General features: G+C 61.2%; 16 protein-coding genes and 1 pseudogene. 6 read left to right on the plus strand and 11 right to left on the minus strand.

The genetic code is table 11. The features are described from left to right. Window positions 1-94: 94 nt before the first annotated feature. The 3 genes and pseudogenes from WGT02_RS16125 to WGT02_RS16135 all read left to right on the plus strand — a co-directional run bounded on the left by WGT02_RS16125 (window position 95) and on the right by WGT02_RS16135 (window position 2,104). Entirely contained in the window at window positions 95-1,162 is a 1,068-nt protein-coding gene (locus WGT02_RS16125) for an IS110 family transposase (protein WP_208249960.1), read from the plus strand. Window positions 1,163-1,430: 268 nt separating this feature from the next. After that, window positions 1,431-1,958: pseudogene (locus WGT02_RS16130) on the plus strand (aldo/keto reductase); the annotation flags it as partial. Further along, window positions 1,895-2,104 (plus strand): dihydrofolate reductase family protein, encoded by a 210-nt coding sequence (locus tag WGT02_RS16135; RefSeq protein ID WP_225039709.1) that lies wholly within the window; start codon window positions 1,895-1,897, stop codon window positions 2,102-2,104. The pseudogene WGT02_RS16130 and the gene WGT02_RS16135, both read left to right, overlap by 64 nt. Window positions 2,105-2,140: 36 nt before the next feature. On the opposite strand, the gene WGT02_RS16140 is transcribed toward WGT02_RS16135, so the two are convergent. Continuing rightward, a complete protein-coding gene (locus tag WGT02_RS16140; protein WP_024317689.1) occupies window positions 2,141-2,992 on the minus strand; it encodes a LysR family transcriptional regulator in 852 nt (283 codons plus the stop codon). A gap of 96 nt (window positions 2,993-3,088) precedes the next feature. Between WGT02_RS16140 and WGT02_RS16145 the strand changes: the two genes are divergently transcribed. Together WGT02_RS16145 and WGT02_RS16150 are read left to right on the plus strand one after the other, a co-directional pair. Continuing rightward, a complete protein-coding gene (locus WGT02_RS16145) occupies window positions 3,089-4,057 on the plus strand; it encodes a quinone oxidoreductase (RefSeq protein ID WP_024317688.1) in 969 nt (322 codons plus the stop codon). Between the two features lie 76 nt (window positions 4,058-4,133). Then, a complete protein-coding gene (locus tag WGT02_RS16150; protein WP_024317687.1) occupies window positions 4,134-5,276 on the plus strand; it encodes an alpha-hydroxy acid oxidase in 1,143 nt (380 codons plus the stop codon). 1 nt (window position 5,277) lies between these two features. Here WGT02_RS16150 and WGT02_RS16155 read toward each other — a convergent pair whose 3' ends face one another. The 9 genes from WGT02_RS16155 to WGT02_RS16195 all read right to left on the minus strand — a co-directional run bounded on the left by WGT02_RS16155 (window position 5,278) and on the right by WGT02_RS16195 (window position 11,114). Continuing rightward, window positions 5,278-6,018 carry a metallophosphoesterase gene (locus WGT02_RS16155; protein ID WP_208249959.1) on the minus strand — a complete coding sequence of 247 codons (741 nt, stop codon included), beginning with the start codon at window positions 6,016-6,018 and terminating at the stop codon, window positions 5,278-5,280. A gap of 3 nt (window positions 6,019-6,021) precedes the next feature. Further along, on the minus strand, window positions 6,022-6,378 hold the full coding sequence (gene uraH / locus WGT02_RS16160) for a hydroxyisourate hydrolase (protein WP_024317685.1): 357 nt from the start codon (window positions 6,376-6,378) through the stop codon (window positions 6,022-6,024). Continuing rightward, on the minus strand, window positions 6,375-6,872 hold the full coding sequence (locus tag WGT02_RS16165; RefSeq protein ID WP_208249958.1) for an ureidoglycolate lyase: 498 nt from the start codon (window positions 6,870-6,872) through the stop codon (window positions 6,375-6,377). Before WGT02_RS16165 ends, uraH begins: the two co-directional genes overlap by 4 nt. Window positions 6,873-6,876: 4 nt before the next feature. Then, window positions 6,877-7,239, minus strand: coding sequence for a DUF86 domain-containing protein (locus WGT02_RS16170; RefSeq protein ID WP_024317683.1), 363 nt, complete (start codon window positions 7,237-7,239; stop codon window positions 6,877-6,879). Then, complete coding sequence (locus WGT02_RS16175) at window positions 7,236-7,526, minus strand: nucleotidyltransferase family protein (RefSeq protein ID WP_024317682.1); 291 nt, start codon at window positions 7,524-7,526, stop codon at window positions 7,236-7,238. Before WGT02_RS16175 ends, WGT02_RS16170 begins: the two co-directional genes overlap by 4 nt. A 54-nt stretch (window positions 7,527-7,580) precedes the next feature. Continuing rightward, window positions 7,581-8,078: a 2-oxo-4-hydroxy-4-carboxy-5-ureidoimidazoline decarboxylase gene (gene uraD / locus WGT02_RS16180; protein WP_208249957.1), complete on the minus strand. Its 498-nt coding sequence runs from the start codon at window positions 8,076-8,078 to the stop codon at window positions 7,581-7,583. Then, window positions 8,078-9,001, minus strand: a complete 924-nt coding sequence (gene puuE, locus WGT02_RS16185; protein ID WP_024317680.1) for an allantoinase PuuE — start codon at window positions 8,999-9,001, stop codon at window positions 8,078-8,080. Before puuE ends, uraD begins: the two co-directional genes overlap by 1 nt. A 99-nt stretch (window positions 9,002-9,100) precedes the next feature. After that, entirely contained in the window at window positions 9,101-9,823 is a 723-nt protein-coding gene (locus tag WGT02_RS16190; protein ID WP_024317679.1) for a DUF1045 domain-containing protein, read from the minus strand. Window positions 9,824-9,935: 112 nt separating this feature from the next. Continuing rightward, window positions 9,936-11,114, minus strand: a complete 1,179-nt coding sequence (locus WGT02_RS16195; protein WP_024317678.1) for an FAD-binding oxidoreductase — start codon at window positions 11,112-11,114, stop codon at window positions 9,936-9,938. Between WGT02_RS16195 and mnmD the strand changes: the two genes are divergently transcribed. Further along, window positions 11,113-11,829, plus strand: coding sequence for a tRNA (5-methylaminomethyl-2-thiouridine)(34)-methyltransferase MnmD (gene mnmD / locus WGT02_RS16200; protein ID WP_024317677.1), 717 nt, complete (start codon window positions 11,113-11,115; stop codon window positions 11,827-11,829). The two genes, WGT02_RS16195 and mnmD, sit on opposite strands and share 2 nt — an antisense overlap. Here the strand turns inward: mnmD and WGT02_RS16205 are convergent. Then, window positions 11,826-14,660, minus strand: a complete 2,835-nt coding sequence (locus tag WGT02_RS16205; RefSeq protein ID WP_208249955.1) for a PAS domain-containing hybrid sensor histidine kinase/response regulator — start codon at window positions 14,658-14,660, stop codon at window positions 11,826-11,828. The two genes, mnmD and WGT02_RS16205, sit on opposite strands and share 4 nt — an antisense overlap. Window positions 14,661-14,826: the final 166 nt, after the last annotated feature.

Raw genomic sequence — 14,826 nt, forward strand, 5'->3', positions numbered from 1 at the left:
CGAGATGCAGTTGATGATCGAGGGACAGTCACACTTCCAGCCTTTCGGCTTATCCTATTGGGGTTTTGCAAATCTCAACAAGGGAGTTGGAAGCATGACTGCCTCTTATGATTACCATATCGGCGTCGATTACCACAAATCCTACAGCCACCTGGTGGTGCAGGACAGCAGCGGCAAGACGCTGAGATCCGGCCGGGTGAAGAACGAGCGACAGTCGCTTGGCGGGTTTCTGGAGCGCTACCGCGAGAACTCGCATGCGGTTGTCGAAGCGACGCGCAACTGGATGGTGATGTACGACTGGCTCGACGACATTTGTGATGATGTCGTCCTCGCCCATCCCTGGAAGGTCAAGGCGATCGCCGACGCCAAGATCAAGACCGACAAGATCGACGCGACGGTGCTGGCGCATCTGCTCAGAGCCGACCTGGTGCCCGAAGCCTGGGCCCCCGGCGAACGCGCAAGAGAGCTTCGCGTCGCGCTGCGCGAGCGGATGTTTTACGTCCGGCTGCGCACGATGACGAAGAACCGGATCGTGACGGTGTTTGATCGCTATCCGGAGCAGACGGCACAGTTGAAGAAGCTCGGTGATCTGTTCGGCAAGGCGGGCCGCATCCAGCTGGCACAGGTCAACGTCTCGCCGATCGACCGCATCCAGATCGACCGTGGCCTCGACTTCATCGGTGACATCGACGCGCGGATCAAGCAGTCGGAAGCGACGATCCGGACGATGACCAAGGCCAATACCAACGTGAAGCTGTTGAAGACCATCCCTGGCATTGGCGAGTTCTTTGCAAGGCTGATCGACGCGGAGATCGACGATATAGCGCGCTTCCGCAATCCGAAGAAGCTTGCCGCCTATGCCGGACTGGTGCCCTTGACCTATTCTTCCGGCGGCAAGACCTTCCACGGCAAGATCATCAAGCAGGGCAACAAGTGGCTGCGCTGGGCCTTCGTCGAGGCGGTCTGTCCCGCCATCGCCGTCGATGCGCAGCTTCGCGCCCAGTATGAACACTTGAAGATCAGAGGAGTGAACAAGGCGCGGGTTGCCATCGCGCGCAAGCTTTTGACGATCGCCTTCCAGATCCTGCGGGACCAGCGCGCTTACGAGCTGCGCGGCGAAAGCACCATGGAAGGCGCGTCGACGATATCCCGGTTGTCCTGATGTTTACTTAGCGAGCCCGGCAGGACTGGGCTGCGCCTCTTGAGGAGAATGGGAAACCGGGAGCCGAACGCCATTCTGTGACCGAAGCCACAGGCATCAGGGTCACGCATTGGAGCATGGGTCGAGAACCGAAGGACGGAAACATTCTGTCCCGCGGAACGGAAGACTTGGCCGATCGGCGAGAACGCCGGTCAAAACGAAACCGAACCCAAGGAAAGCCGCCAATTGAAGGCGTTTTGCCCCTTGTGTTCTTTCATTGGAGATACCAGTGCAGAAGCGTACACTTGGAACGAGCGGCCTCGAAGTATCCGCCATCGGCCTCGGATGCATGGGCCTTAGCTATGGCTACGGTCCGGCGACGGACGCGCAGGACGCCATCAAGCTGATCCGCGCCGCCTTCGAACGCGGCGTCACCTTCTTCGACACCGCGGAGGCCTACGGTCCGCACCAGAACGAAACACTGCTCGGCGAGGCGCTGGCGCCCTTCCGTGACAAGGTCATTATCGCGACCAAATTCGGCTTCAACTTCGGCCCGGACGGCGCTCAGAGCGGTATGAATAGCCGACCCGCCCATATCCGGGAGGTCGCCGATGCGGCGTTGAAGCGTCTCAACACCGACGTCATCGATCTTTTCTACCAGCACCGCGTCGATCCCGACGTGCCGATCGAGGACGTCGCCGGCACCGTCAGGGAGCTGATCCGCGAAGGCAAGGTCAAGCATTTCGGCCTGTCTTGCTCGAAGGCGGCGGCGGCATCAACGGCAGCTTTCTGTCCGCCGGGCTCATCGACGAGATCAGTCTCCTCATCCTGCCTGTCGCCGACGGCAGCCTAAACGTGCCGACCACGTTCGATCGCCCCACAGGGCCGGCAACGCGTTTGTCGCTCATATCCGTCGAGCAACTGGAAGGCGATGTCGTCTACCTGCGCTATCGCCCTTGGTAATGCGGGACGAACGGGCTGATGGATAGCTGCGGCGTATCAGCCCGACCACGAAATCGACTTCAACGCGTCCATGACAACCCGCACGATTGGCACGCTGCGGATGTCGGCATGGACGACGAGCCACAGTTCTCGCGTCAGCGGGCGCGGTTGAGGGATCGCTTCGACAAGATCATCCAGGCCGGCCAGCATGAAATTCGGCAGCATGCCGATGCCGCCGCCGGCACGCGCTGCGGCGAGCTGAAACTCCAGCGTCGTTGCCCGGAGCGCCACCTTGCGGCCCTCCGCTGCCTCGCCAAGCAGCATCGATTGCGGCGCGCTCGCCATCGTTTCGTCATAGGCGATGAAGGTCCTTTGCTCCTCCGGCGTCGCCGCAAGATAAGCAGCCGTGGCATAAAAGCCGAAAGCGACATCTCCGAGCTTGCTGATGACGAAGTTGCCCTGCTCGGGCTTCGTCATGCGAACGGCAATATCCGCCTCCCGCCGGTCGAGTGAGGCGTAGCGTGTCTCGCCGACGATCGTGATGCCGATATCGGGATGCCGACCGCGCAACGCGACCAGTGCGGCCGGCAGCAATGCCGCAGCGAGCGTTGGCGGCGCGCTGATCCTGACCTCCCCGGCAAGCGTCGCACCGGCAGCAAGCCCCAGCCTCTCGATCGCAACGGCCTCCTCGCCCATGCGCTCGGCCATCGCCGCCACCCGCTCGCCTTCCGGCGTCAGCAGAATGCGGCGCCCGCGCCGGTCGACCAGCTTCACGCCCGTCTGCTCCTCGAGTCCGGCAACCCGCCGGGAAACCGTCGCATGCTCGACTCCGAGAGCACGCGCAGCCCCGAGCAATGTGCCGGCCCGCGCCAAGGCAGCAAAGTAGCGAAGGCTTTCCCAATCGATCATTGTTCATTTTTTCCCATTGAATGACAATCAATAGGGAATTTTCGATCAAGACGCCACGCGCAATGATGGCTGCAACAGCAATCGGAGTGCGCTTTCATGGACAGGGTCGTTACACTTCTCGCGCCGGGCGGCATCGAGCAATTACAGGTTTCGGAACAGACGCCGCAGGATCCGGGCGCAACTGAAATCCGGATACGCCATGATGCGGTCGGCATGAACTTCCTCGACATCTACCACCGGCGCGGGCTCTACCCGTTGCCTGCCTACCCCGCCGTGCTCGGTGTCGAAGGTTCCGGCGTCGTGGAAGCAGTCGGAAGGGAGGTCACCGACCTGAAGGCCGGCGACCGCGTTGTCTACGCTGGCGCGCCTGTCGGCGCCTATGCCGCGACACGACTGCTTCCGGCGGCGCGCGCCATCCGCCTGCCTGATAGCGTGCCCTCACAGGTTGCCGCTGCCTCCATGCTGAAGGGGCTGACGGCCTATATGCTGCTGACCAAGACCTACCGCATCGAGCCCGGAACCACCGTCCTCGTCCATGCAGCCGCCGGAGGTCTCGGAAGCATCCTCGTGCCGTGGGCCAAGCATCTTGGCGCCACCGTCATCGGAACCGTCAGCTCGGAGGAAAAGGCAGAGCTTGCCCACGCATATGGCGCCGATCACCTGATCGTCGGCCGCGATGCCGATGTCGTTGGCGCCGTGAAGACGGTGACCGATAACAGAGGCGTTGACGTTGCCTATGACGGCATCGGCGGCGGGATGCTCGCAAAGTCCATTCGGGCCGTCCGTCCGCTCGGCGTCGTGGCAACCATCGGACAGGCCGGCGGACCGATCCCGCCCGTCTCAGTCGACGAGCTCCGTCCGGGCAAATGGCTGACGCATCCGAGCATCATGGCCTACATCACGGATACCGCCAGCTACCTGGCGGCAGCCGAGGCGGTGGTCGCAATGCTGGCATCCGGCATCGCTGCAACGATCGCCCGCGAATACGCTTTGGAGGAGGCTGCGCTAGCCCAGCAATTCCTCGAAGAGGGCCGTGCCGCAGGCAGTCTGATTCTTGTTCCATAGGCAACGAAAGAGATACACAAAGCCTCGGAAATCATGTTAAGGGCCATGGCGTTATTCCGATGTGAAAGTCTTATCCATGGCCACTCCTCTCACGATCGCCGACCTGAAAAGTCTCGCCCAGCGCCGCGTCCCGAAGATGTTTTTCGACTATGCGGATTCCGGTGCCTGGACAGAGTCGACCTACCAGGCGAACGAGAGCGATTTCTCCAAGATCAAGCTGCGCCAGCGCGTGCTCGTCGACATGACGAACCGCACGCTGGAGACGACGATGATCGGCCAGAAGGTGGCAATGCCGGTGGCCCTTGCCCCGACCGGCATGACCGGCATGCAGCATGCCGACGGCGAAATGCTGGCCGCCCGCGCCGCCGAGGAATTCGGCGTTCCCTTCACGCTGTCGACGATGAGCATCTGCTCGATCGAAGATGTCGCCTCGGTCACCACGAAGCCCTTCTGGTTCCAGCTCTACGTGATGCGCGATAAGGACTTCGTGCTCAACCTGATCAACCGCGCCAAGGCGGCGAAGTGTTCTGCCCTCGTCCTGACCGCCGATCTGCAGATTCTCGGCCAGCGCCATAAGGACCTGCGCAACGGCCTTTCGGCACCGCCGAAGTTCACGCCGAAGCACATCTGGCAGATGGCGACGCGCCCCTTCTGGTGCCTGGACATGCTACAGACGAAGCGCCGCACCTTCGGCAACATCGTCGGGCACGCCAAGAACGTTTCGGACCTCTCCTCGCTGTCGTCCTGGACGGCAGAGCAGTTCGACCCGCAGCTTTCCTGGGCCAACGTTGCCTGGATCAAGGAACAATGGGGCGGTCCGCTGATCATCAAGGGCATCTGCGACGTCGAGGATGCGAAGGCGGCAGCTGAAACCGGCGCCGATGCCATCATCGTCTCCAACCATGGCGGCCGTCAGCTCGATGGCGCTCCCTCTTCGATCAGCATGCTGCCTGATATCGTCGACGCCGTCGGCCACAAGATCGAGGTGCATCTGGACGGCGGCATTCGCTCCGGCCAGGACGTGCTGAAGGCGATCGCCCTTGGCGCCAAGGGCACCTATATCGGCCGCCCCTTCCTCTACGGCCTCGGCGCCATGGGTAAGGATGGCGTTACACTCGCCCTCAACATCCTGCGCAAGGAAATGGATGTCACCATGGCTCTTTGCGGCAAGCGCGACATCAACGACGTCAACTCGTCAATCATCGCTGGCCGGCAGTAGATTACGGCATCCAGCCTGTCGCAAGCGCGCCTGCCCAATCCGGGCGGGCGTTTTCTTTGGCGAGGCAGGACATGGCCATATGGTCGTAGGCAACGGCTCGGAAGTCCGGCAGCCAGCCAGCCTCGCCCTTCTCTAGGATGCAATAGGACGCCAGGGGGTGGCCGGTCTCGACCTTGTGGTAGTGTGGCGCGTCATCGTCATAGGCGGGGCAGCTGACGCTACCGGGATTGACGATGAGCCTGTTGTCGCTGAGGCGGACCATTCGCGGGATATGGCTGTGGCCGCAGAGGATCAGCGGGAAATCCGTGCCTTTCGCCAGCGCCTCGATCTCCGCGAGCGGCTTCAGGAATACGTGACCTTCGACGGACACGGACTCAAGCCAGTAGATGTTGTCGTTCGCCGGCGTCGCGTGGCAAAGATAGATTTCGTCACGGTAGACCGCACTTGTCGGCAGGCGGCGCAGCCATTGCAGGTCCTCCTCGTTCAGCTGGCCGAAAGCAGCGGCGTCGGAGGCATGCATGGCTTTTGGCGCCTGTTCAATCAGATAGCGATCGTGATTGCCGCGCACGGTCAACATGTCGAGCGCCCGCAGGCGCTCGGCGGTTCGCGCCGCCGTCAGCGGCCCGCTGAAGCAATCGCCGAGATTGACGATATCGCCAATCCCCAGCGCTGCGATGTCGGCAAGCACCGCTTCCAGCGCGAGATGATTGCCATGGATGTCTGCAATGGCGGCAAAACGCATGGTCTAGCTGCCGCGATAGGTCGAATAGCCATAGGGCGAGATCAACAGCGGCACGTGATAATGCGCGGTCACGTCGGCGATGCCGAAACGGATGGGCACGAGATCCAGAAAGGCCGGATGCGGCAGGGCGATACCCGCCGCGCGCAGGTAGTCGCCAGCGTGGAAGAGCAGTTCGTAGGTTCCCGCCTTAAAGCTGTCGCCGATCAAGATAGGTCCGCCATCGACGCGGCCATCGGAATTTGTACTGACCGTCTTGATGTGGCGACGGAAGTCCCCATCCAGATGGAAGAGATCGATCCGCAGCCCTACGGCCGGTTTGCCGGCGGCGGTATCGAGAACGTGTGTGGTCAGTCCGGTCATAGGATCGGCTCGCTGATGATGAACGGGGTTTCGAAGAAGTATTCTTCCAGATTGTTACCGGGCCCCTCACGGTCTACGACGAGGAAGTCGCTGGCGGCGCCGAGAGACATCAGCGGATGATGCCAGACATTGCGGCGATAGTTCACGCCCTGATCGCCTCGGGCCAGGAACACCCGAGGGCGACCGGGCCTGCCTTCGTCCTCGGACACGACAACGAGGTAGGGGCGGCCGGAGATCGGCGAAAAGCTCTGGCTGCCGAACGGATGCCGCTCCATCATGCCGACTTCGTAGGGAAAGGCACGCGGCTGACCGCGGAAGAGATTGATGATGACGCGCGCGCCCTCGCCCGCTGCTTCGGCGACGGCCAGTGCATGGAAGCGCTCCGTCGTGCCATTGTTGATATAGCGCAGCGTTGCCGGATCGGCTTCGATCACGTCGCCGAAGGGCGCGAAGGCAGATTTGGTGAGGGGAAGAATGTCGAGACGTTGGTTCACAGGATTATTCGCCTTGGATGCGCCAATGGCGTATCGATTGAAGCTGCGAGATCAGGTCGGTCAAATCACTTCGCACGGTGCCCCAAATGGCCGAAAGGTCCGCGCGGTAGTAGTCGTGCACGATCAGATTGCGCATTCCCTTTATCTTTGCCCAGGGAAGTTCAGCGTGATCGCGGATGAAATCAGGATGGCTAACGCCGATCCGAGCTGCGGCCTCGCCTAAGAGGACGAGTGACATGGTCACGGCGAGTTGGGTTCTAAGATCGGCCTGGAAAGCGTTCTCGGTCATGCCCTCCGTCAGCGCGCGTGCCTGCTCGGCAGCTTGCTGCATACGATCGACATATTCCACGAGCCGTTCTGTGCTCATACGACGATCGCTTCTAGGAGAACGCGTTCCCGTATCTTGTCTGGAAGACCCCCGGGCGTTACCAGATCCACCTTCACGCCAAGTGTCTCCGTCAATTCCTCCAGCAACCCGCCAAGATCGAACAATGTCGTGCCTGGCAAGGTGTCGACCAAGATATCTAGATCGCTATCGGGCCGATCCTCGCCGCGCGCCACGGAGCCGAAGACACGCGGGTTCGTCGCGTTGAAGCGCTTCGTCGCTTCGCGGATCGCCTGCCTGTTCTTCTCCAGCACTTCTGAGGGCTTCATGGCGCAACTATAAGTCACGGAGGCAAAAGAGAAAAGCCGTACGACTGGGCAGTCTCAACGCCCCGGCAACATCGTTTCGAGGCGCACCAGCGCAATGCGCTCGACCTCAGCCATGGCGGTGGTGAACTCCTCGTCGCGGCTGTTGTCGATGCGCTTTTCGAAGGCCGCGAGAATATCGTCCTTGTTCAGCCCCTTTACGGCGATGATGAACGGAAAGCCGAATTTTTCGACATAGGCGGCGTTGAGTTCGGTGAACCGTGCGTGCTCCTCGGCGCTCAGGCGATCGAGCCCGGCGCCGGCCTGTTCCTTTTTGCTGTCTTCCGTCAGCTCGCCTGCTATCGCAAGGCGCCCGGCAAGATCGGGATGAGCGCGCAGCACGCCGAGCCTCTCTTCCGGGCTTGCTGCACGAAAGATGGCGACGAGCGCCGTGTGCACACGATCCACGGTCAGTTCATCACCGATGAAACCGTCGTCATAGGTGCGCTCGGCAACGAACGGCGAATGCTCAAAGACGCCGCCATAACGTGATACGAACTCGTCCCGCGAAAGCATCAGATCGTCTCCGGCTTGTGGTGGGCATGCCAGTGCTGTGCGATCTCGATGCGCCGCGGGATCCACACCTTGTCATGCTTCAGCACGTATTCCATGAACCGCTTCAGCGCCGCCGCGCGGCCCGGGCGACCGACAAGTCGGCAGTGCAGGCCGACCGACATCATCTTGGGGCTGCCTGCCTTGCCTTCGTCATACAGCGTATCAAAGGCATCCTTGAGGTAGGTGAAAAACTGGTCGCCCGAATTGAAGCCCTGTGGCGTGGCAAACCGCATGTCGTTGGTTTCGAGCGTATAGGGAATGATGAGGAACGGATTGTCATCGATGCCCTTCACCCAAAACGGCAGGTCGTCGGCATAGGAGTCAGAAGAATAGAGGAACCCTCCCTCTTCCATAACGAGACGCAGCGTGTTGTCCGAGGGCTTGCCCTGATACATGCCGTAGGGACGCTCGCCGGTCAGCGCCGTGTGCAGGCGCACGGCTTCCTGAATATGCTTGCGCTCGACGTCTTCCTGGAAGTCCTTGTATTCCAGCCAGCGGTAGCCATGGCTGGCGATTTCCCAGCCGGCTTCCTTCATGGCCGCGACGGCCTCGGGGTTGCGCGCCATGGCGAGCGTCACGCCATAAACGGTCGCCTGTACCTTGAGTTCCGTGAACAGGCGCCACAACCGCCAGAAACCGGCGCGCGAGCCATATTCATAGATCGACTCCATGTTGAGGTTGCGTTGGCTCTGCCAGGGTGCAGCGCCGACGATTTCCGACAGAAGGTTTTCGGAGGCCGGATCGCCGTCTAGAATGCAGCTCTCGCCGCCCTCTTCGTAATTGATGACGAACTGGACGGCCACGCGGGCATCGCCCGGCCACTTCGGATCGGGCGTATTGCGTCCATAGCCGATGAGATTGCGCGGATAGGTCTCGGATACCATGAAATCACCTTCCTGAAAGTCGGCGAAACGGTAACATCCGCAGACGGAATGTCGAGACGGAAAGTACGCAACAGAGTTTCGCCTTTGCGGCACAAACCCTTAGGCTAACGCAGGAACACGATCCCGCCGAGCGCTGACCTTGCCCATCGGATGCAGCGAATGCACGCGAAACGGCCCGCCATTCCCTTCCTCGATCATCAACGCAACGTTGGCGACCTTCACGCGATCGGCAAGTACCGGCTCGAAGACGGCCCGAAGCGCCTGCTCGACCCGTGGCATGTCGCAGTGGCTGACGGGGCCGGTCAGCGGCATGTGAAAACGAAATTCGTCCATCACATAGGGGCTTCCCCAGCGGTGCAGATTGGCGAACTGCGCCGCAGATAGACCACCCGGATCGGTCCGCTCGATTTCCGCCTCGCTCAACGGCGCGCGGAATCGATCGAACTCCTGAACAACGGCACTGGCAAGGTAGTGGGCGTGTTCGCAGGGCAGCGACGGAACGAGACTGTAGAACGCACCGAGCCGGGCCACCTCCAGACGATTGATGTGAAACGGCGTCAGTGTGCCGCAGAAGCGCATAAGATCGCGCAAAAGTTGCGCCTCCGTCACATCGGCGGCAAGGCGAAAGGGTGCCTTCAGGACACCGTGAAAACCATAGCGGCGCGGCATCGCCGTATGGAAAGCGATCTCGTGAATGCTCAGGCCGCGTATTGCGGTCGGCTCGACCGTCTCGCCGGAAAACACGTTCCGACCCAACCAATTTGCGGCCACATATGAGAGCGGGTCGCTCGCAGCGGGCGTGAAGCAAATCGCATAGCGCATCACATTTCCTCCGTAGACAAACGGCGCAGCCCTCCGTCGGCGCCGCGATTGCGCTAGCAGATAGGTGATTTGCGTGACAGATTGACGAAAGGCAGGAAACGCTAATTCACGTTTAGCGTGACGCTACGCGGATGTGATTGGCAAGCAGGAAGCTTTCGGGCAGCGCAAAGGGCGGCTGACGACCGGCGGCCAGGTGGACCGCGACCGCCGCCAGATGGTGCGCCAGACCGAAGCTGACCTTGAAGCCGCCCGTCAAGGCGACAAGGCTGTCATGATCTGGATGCGCGCCAACCATCGGATCACGGTCGATCGCCTTCGGCCGCAGACCGGCCCATCGTTCGACAATGGGCGCGCCTTGCAATGCCGGCACCAGTTGTGCGGCTGCCTCAATCAGTGCGTCCAGCTGTCGATCGGTCGAGAACGGCTCGTCGAAGCGAACCTCGCTCGTGCTGCCGATGGCGACATGACCGCCCTCATGCGCAACAATATACAGCCCATCGCGGAAGATCGTCGGCATGGACGGGTCCACGTCGACTTTCAGCAATGCCGCCTGGCCTTTGACGGGCTGGCCGAGCGGCCTTGAAAGACCCCCGGTGCTGCGCTCGAGCAAGGGAAAGGATTGGTGGCCCGCGGCCACAATGCATTGGCTGAAAGTAACGTCGCCCATGCTGGTCTTTGCGACCTTGCGCTGAAGATCGAAACCATCGACCGAAACGTGCTCGGCAACGCGGACATGCCGTGCGTCACGCAGGAATGCAGCGAGTACAGCGATGAGAGAGAGCGGGGCAACTCTGGCGGCAAGCGTGTCGTGCACGAAGCCACTTTGGCCAGCCGCTCCGTCGAGCCAATTCTCTTGGGGAGGCCTGTCGAGCACATGCCAGTGGAAGCGCCGCTCGCCCGCGATCCAGCGCTCCTCAGCATCCCGGGAATGGCCAAGCGCGATCTTACGCAAATGCGGCTTCGGCAACGGAATGAGACGCCCTGAGCGGCGATAGCCGGTGGAAAGGCCCGTCTGCTGTTCCAACGCTGCAATCTCCGCTTCCAGCGAAACCAGCGCATCGAACTGAAATTGCTTCTTGGCGTTCCACTTGTCCGGCATATGCGCCATGAGGGCTCCCAGCAGGCCACCGCTTGCGCCGTGGCCGAGCCGATCGGCGTCGACGAGCAACGCATCGATGCCGAGACGCTCCGCGTGAACTGCCGCCCACAGCCCCATGATCCCGCCGCCGACGATCAGCAGGGCAGTCGATGATTGACCGGAAGACAAGGCCGGACTATCGGCTTTGGTCATGACAGATACGGATCCCGAAAAAATCGCTGGCGCGCACCAGCCGCTTGAGTGGCGCGACGGCGATATGCCCTATTCACCGGCCTTTGGCGACCATTTTTATTGCCAGACTGACGGCAGGTTGGAATGCGGGCATGTCTTCCTTGCCGGCAACGGCCTGCCGCAACGCTGGCAGGTTCACGGCGACTTCCTGATCGGCGAGCTCGGCTTCGGCACCGGTTTGAACTTTGCCGAGACATGGCGCCAGTGGAAGCTCAATCGGCGCACGGGGCAGCAACTGCACTTCATGTCGTTCGAGCTTTATCCGATGCACCGCGAGGAAATCGATCGTGCGCTTTCTCATTGGACCGAGATCGATGCCGAACGGCAAGCCCTGGCGGCAGCATGGCCAGAAACGCCGCAGGCAACGGTATCGCTGAGGCTTGATGACCAGACATCCCTCAGCGTCGTCTGCGGCCGCGCTCTTGAAGGCGTTGCGGCCACCGAGGCCGGCTTCGATGCCTGGTATCTCGATGGCTTCGCCCCGTCGCGCAACGCCGACATGTGGTCTGCGGAATTGATGCACCTCGTCTGCGACAAGACGAAGCCGAACGGAACCTTTGCGACCTATGCCGCGGCCGGCTTTGTCCGGCGCAACCTGATTGCGGCAGGCTTTGTGGTGGAGCGTCGAAGCGGCTTTGCCGGAAAGCGCGAGATGCTGTGCGGCATCAAATCCTAGCTCGCCGAGCGCCCAGCCTGTTGCTCGCTTCGGCCCAACCACAGCTCCAGCTTCTCTTCGAGCAGTTCCGGGCTGATCGGCTTTGACATGTAATCGTCCATGCCTGCCTCCAGGCAGAGGTCGCGGTCGGCCTCCAGCGCATGCGCTGTCACTCCGATAATTGGCACGCGATGGCCTTGTCCGCGCTCGCGATTGCGTATTGCGCGCGTCGCGTCATGGCCGTTCATCACGGGCATCGAGACATCCATCATGATGATGCGTGGGGTATAACGGTCAAATGCCTCGACGGCCTCCCAACCGTTGCCGACAACGAGAAAGTTGCGGCCGGTTTCCTGCAATATCTGCGTGAAGACGATCTGGTTGACCTCGTTGTCTTCCGCAACCAGCACATCGATGAACTCGCGCGGTGCACGTTCGCGAGGTTGGACCTTGGGGAGCGGCGGCGGTGCCGCCTGAACGCTGGGCGGCATGGTGACAACAGCGGCAATCTGCTTCGCCCGGCTCGCACGCACGACGTCAACAATGGTGTTCCTCAGCACGCTGGCCCGCGCCGGCTTCATCAGATAGGCTTGGCCGTTAAGCGCTGCGAACTCTTTTTCGGCCCCGGAAATGCCCATCGACGTGAGAAAGATGATCGGCAGACGCTCGAAGCGCCTGTCGATGCGCAGTTTCCGTGCGATCTCGGCACCATTCATGCCCGGTATCGGGTCGTCGAGCACGACTGCATCGATCCCTATACCAAACTCGTCCGCAGCCTCGAGGATTGCAAATGCCGCGGGTCCGTCTTCGGCTGCCGCGCCATCGAAGCCCCAAAGCGCCAATTGCTCGGTTAAAATCTGTCGGTTGACCACGTTGTCGTCGACGATGAGAACACGCGCACCCCTGACGTTGACGGGCAGCGGCTTTGCCAGGCGCGCCGCGGCCACGACGAAAGGCAGGTTCACGGTAAAGACCGAGCCTTCCCCCGGCTGACTGTCCACCTCGAGGTTGCCGCCAAACAAGTCGACCAGTCCTGCCGTGATGGCAAGGCCAAGTCCGGTTCCCTCGTGGCGACGCGTGGAGGATGCGTCGATTTGCGAGAACTTGTCAAAAATGGACTCGAGCTTGTCGCCCGGAATGCCGATGCCGGTATCCTTAACCCGGATGTTCGCCATGAACTCGTCTGGCGCGCCCGGTGTGAAGCCGACGTCCACAAGGACGTGACCACGCTCCGTGAACTTCACGGCATTGCCGACGAGATTGGCGATGATCTGCCGGAAGCGCCCCGCGTCGCCGATCACGGCCGACGGCAAATCAGGCGCCGTGCGCACCAGCAGCTCTATGTTTTTTTCGGCTGCCGGTGACGACAGAAGGGTCGCAACATCCTCGATCGCCTCGACCAGGTCGAACGTCGTGTGCCGGAGCGTCATCTGGCCGGCATCGATCTTGGAGAAATCAAGAATGTCGTTGATGATCGTCACTAGCGCATTGCCTGATTTGACGATGATATCGATGAACGTCTTCTGACGCGTATCGAGATTGGTCTTCGCCAGCAATTCAGCCATGCCGAGAACACCGTTCATGGGTGTCCGGATCTCATGGCTCATGTTCGCCAGGAACTCCGATTTGACGCGATCGGCGGCTTCCGCCCGTGACAGGAGCCGCTCGAGCTCGGCCTCGCGCTCCTTTGCTTCGGTAACGTCGGTGAACAGCGCAATCCAATGCTGGCGCTCACTGATGGTAGCATCCAGGTTGACCCAACGCTCTCCGGCGACATGGAATGGCGTCGAGATCGGTTTCTTGGCCGCGATGTTGTCACGCCAAGTCGTGAGAATTTCATCCTCCTGACCATGAAAATCCCCACGTCGAGCGCAGAACCGGAAGAGGTCGATCCATCCCCGGCCGACAGCCAGGTACTCGGGCGGAATGGCGAGGATGTCGCTGAGTGGGTCGCTGGCGAGTAGGATGATCCCGTCCTGCACGATCAAAAGGCCCTGGGACATCGCACGTGTCGCGTCGTGCATCAGATCGCCCAGATGCTCGAGCGCTGCGCGCGTTTCGTGGACTTCCTTTTCGCGCTCACGGACCGCAGTCACATCAGCATAGGAAAGCAGAACCCGGCCATTGGAGAGACCTCGGCCATCGAAAAGCACTCGCTTGCCGCCAACCCAGCCGAGTTCCACCGGCTGCTGTCGCCTCTCAGCCGCCTGGAAATGCGCCTCACGCCGCGCAAGGATCTGTTCAGGTGTCAACCTGGCGCCGTAGCGTCCGAGCTCGTGACTATGACGGATCACGTCGATGAAGGCCCAGCCGTCAAAGCGGTGGTCGCGCGGTAGATCCCAGACATCGTAGAACTCGTCATTGGCGTAGAGAACATCGCGCTTGTCGTCGAGGATCATGACGCCGACGGGAAGAGCGCGAAGGATGTTTTGGAGATCCTCTGTCAGAGCCTGGCTGCGTGCCAAGGCCGACGCCGAACGGCTATCGCTGCCATGACGCAAGGCCTTCCTTTCGAAAAGACCCAATATGTAGACACGGTCTTCGGACGGCGAGAAGCTCTCTATTCGCACCCGCTCATGCCCGACAGCACCGGCGTCGAAGCAAACGGCACTTTCCTCGCTTGCGAAGACGAGAGCACGCCGTTCCTTGTCCTCGCGGATCTCCTCTTCCGGCGTATCAACGAGTTCGCGGCTCCTGCGCCCGATGAAATCGGAGATTTCCTTTCCGAAGAAGGACGCATAGGCCTCGTTGACGGCCACGTAGCGAAGCTCACTGTTCTTGACATAGGCAGGGTGCTCCAGATCCGCGATCCGGCGGCAGGCCAGTTCGAGAAGGTCCCCGCTCGATGTCAAAATTGGTCCTCGGTCAGGAAAAGCTTGTGCATCGATCGACTATAAACGGGCGCTCTTTAACAAGGCTTTAACCATAATTGTCGCCGGCCTCGAACAGGCGCGAGCAATCCGCGCTTTCGCCGGGCACGGTCGATCAGCGATCATCCGTGGCAGCGGACCAAATCGA

This window comes from Rhizobium sp. T1470 (genome assembly GCF_042140505.1).
Lineage (GTDB): Bacteria > Pseudomonadota > Alphaproteobacteria > Rhizobiales > Rhizobiaceae > Rhizobium > Rhizobium favelukesii.

What these genes read in the sequence shown, in the direction of transcription:
- WGT02_RS16155 (WP_208249959.1), bottom strand. Translation starts at nt 6,018, where the DNA reads ATGCGTTTTGCCGCCATTGCAGACATCCATGGCAATCATCTCGCGCTG.
- WGT02_RS16150 (WP_024317687.1), top strand. Translation starts at nt 4,134, where the DNA reads ATGGCCACTCCTCTCACGATCGCCGACCTGAAAAGTCTCGCCCAGCGC.
- uraH (WP_024317685.1), bottom strand. Translation starts at nt 6,378, where the DNA reads ATGACCGGACTGACCACACACGTTCTCGATACCGCCGCCGGCAAACCG.
- mnmD (WP_024317677.1), top strand. Translation starts at nt 11,113, where the DNA reads ATGACAGATACGGATCCCGAAAAAATCGCTGGCGCGCACCAGCCGCTT.
- WGT02_RS16145 (WP_024317688.1), top strand. Translation starts at nt 3,089, where the DNA reads ATGGACAGGGTCGTTACACTTCTCGCGCCGGGCGGCATCGAGCAATTA.
- WGT02_RS16170 (WP_024317683.1), bottom strand. Translation starts at nt 7,239, where the DNA reads ATGAGCACAGAACGGCTCGTGGAATATGTCGATCGTATGCAGCAAGCT.
- WGT02_RS16175 (WP_024317682.1), bottom strand. Translation starts at nt 7,526, where the DNA reads ATGAAGCCCTCAGAAGTGCTGGAGAAGAACAGGCAGGCGATCCGCGAA.
- WGT02_RS16190 (WP_024317679.1), bottom strand. Translation starts at nt 9,823, where the DNA reads ATGCGCTATGCGATTTGCTTCACGCCCGCTGCGAGCGACCCGCTCTCA.
- uraD (WP_208249957.1), bottom strand. Translation starts at nt 8,078, where the DNA reads ATGCTTTCGCGGGACGAGTTCGTATCACGTTATGGCGGCGTCTTTGAG.
- puuE (WP_024317680.1), bottom strand. Translation starts at nt 9,001, where the DNA reads ATGGTATCCGAGACCTATCCGCGCAATCTCATCGGCTATGGACGCAAT.
- WGT02_RS16140 (WP_024317689.1), bottom strand. Translation starts at nt 2,992, where the DNA reads ATGATCGATTGGGAAAGCCTTCGCTACTTTGCTGCCTTGGCGCGGGCC.
- WGT02_RS16125 (WP_208249960.1), top strand. Translation starts at nt 95, where the DNA reads ATGACTGCCTCTTATGATTACCATATCGGCGTCGATTACCACAAATCC.
- WGT02_RS16195 (WP_024317678.1), bottom strand. Translation starts at nt 11,114, where the DNA reads ATGACCAAAGCCGATAGTCCGGCCTTGTCTTCCGGTCAATCATCGACT.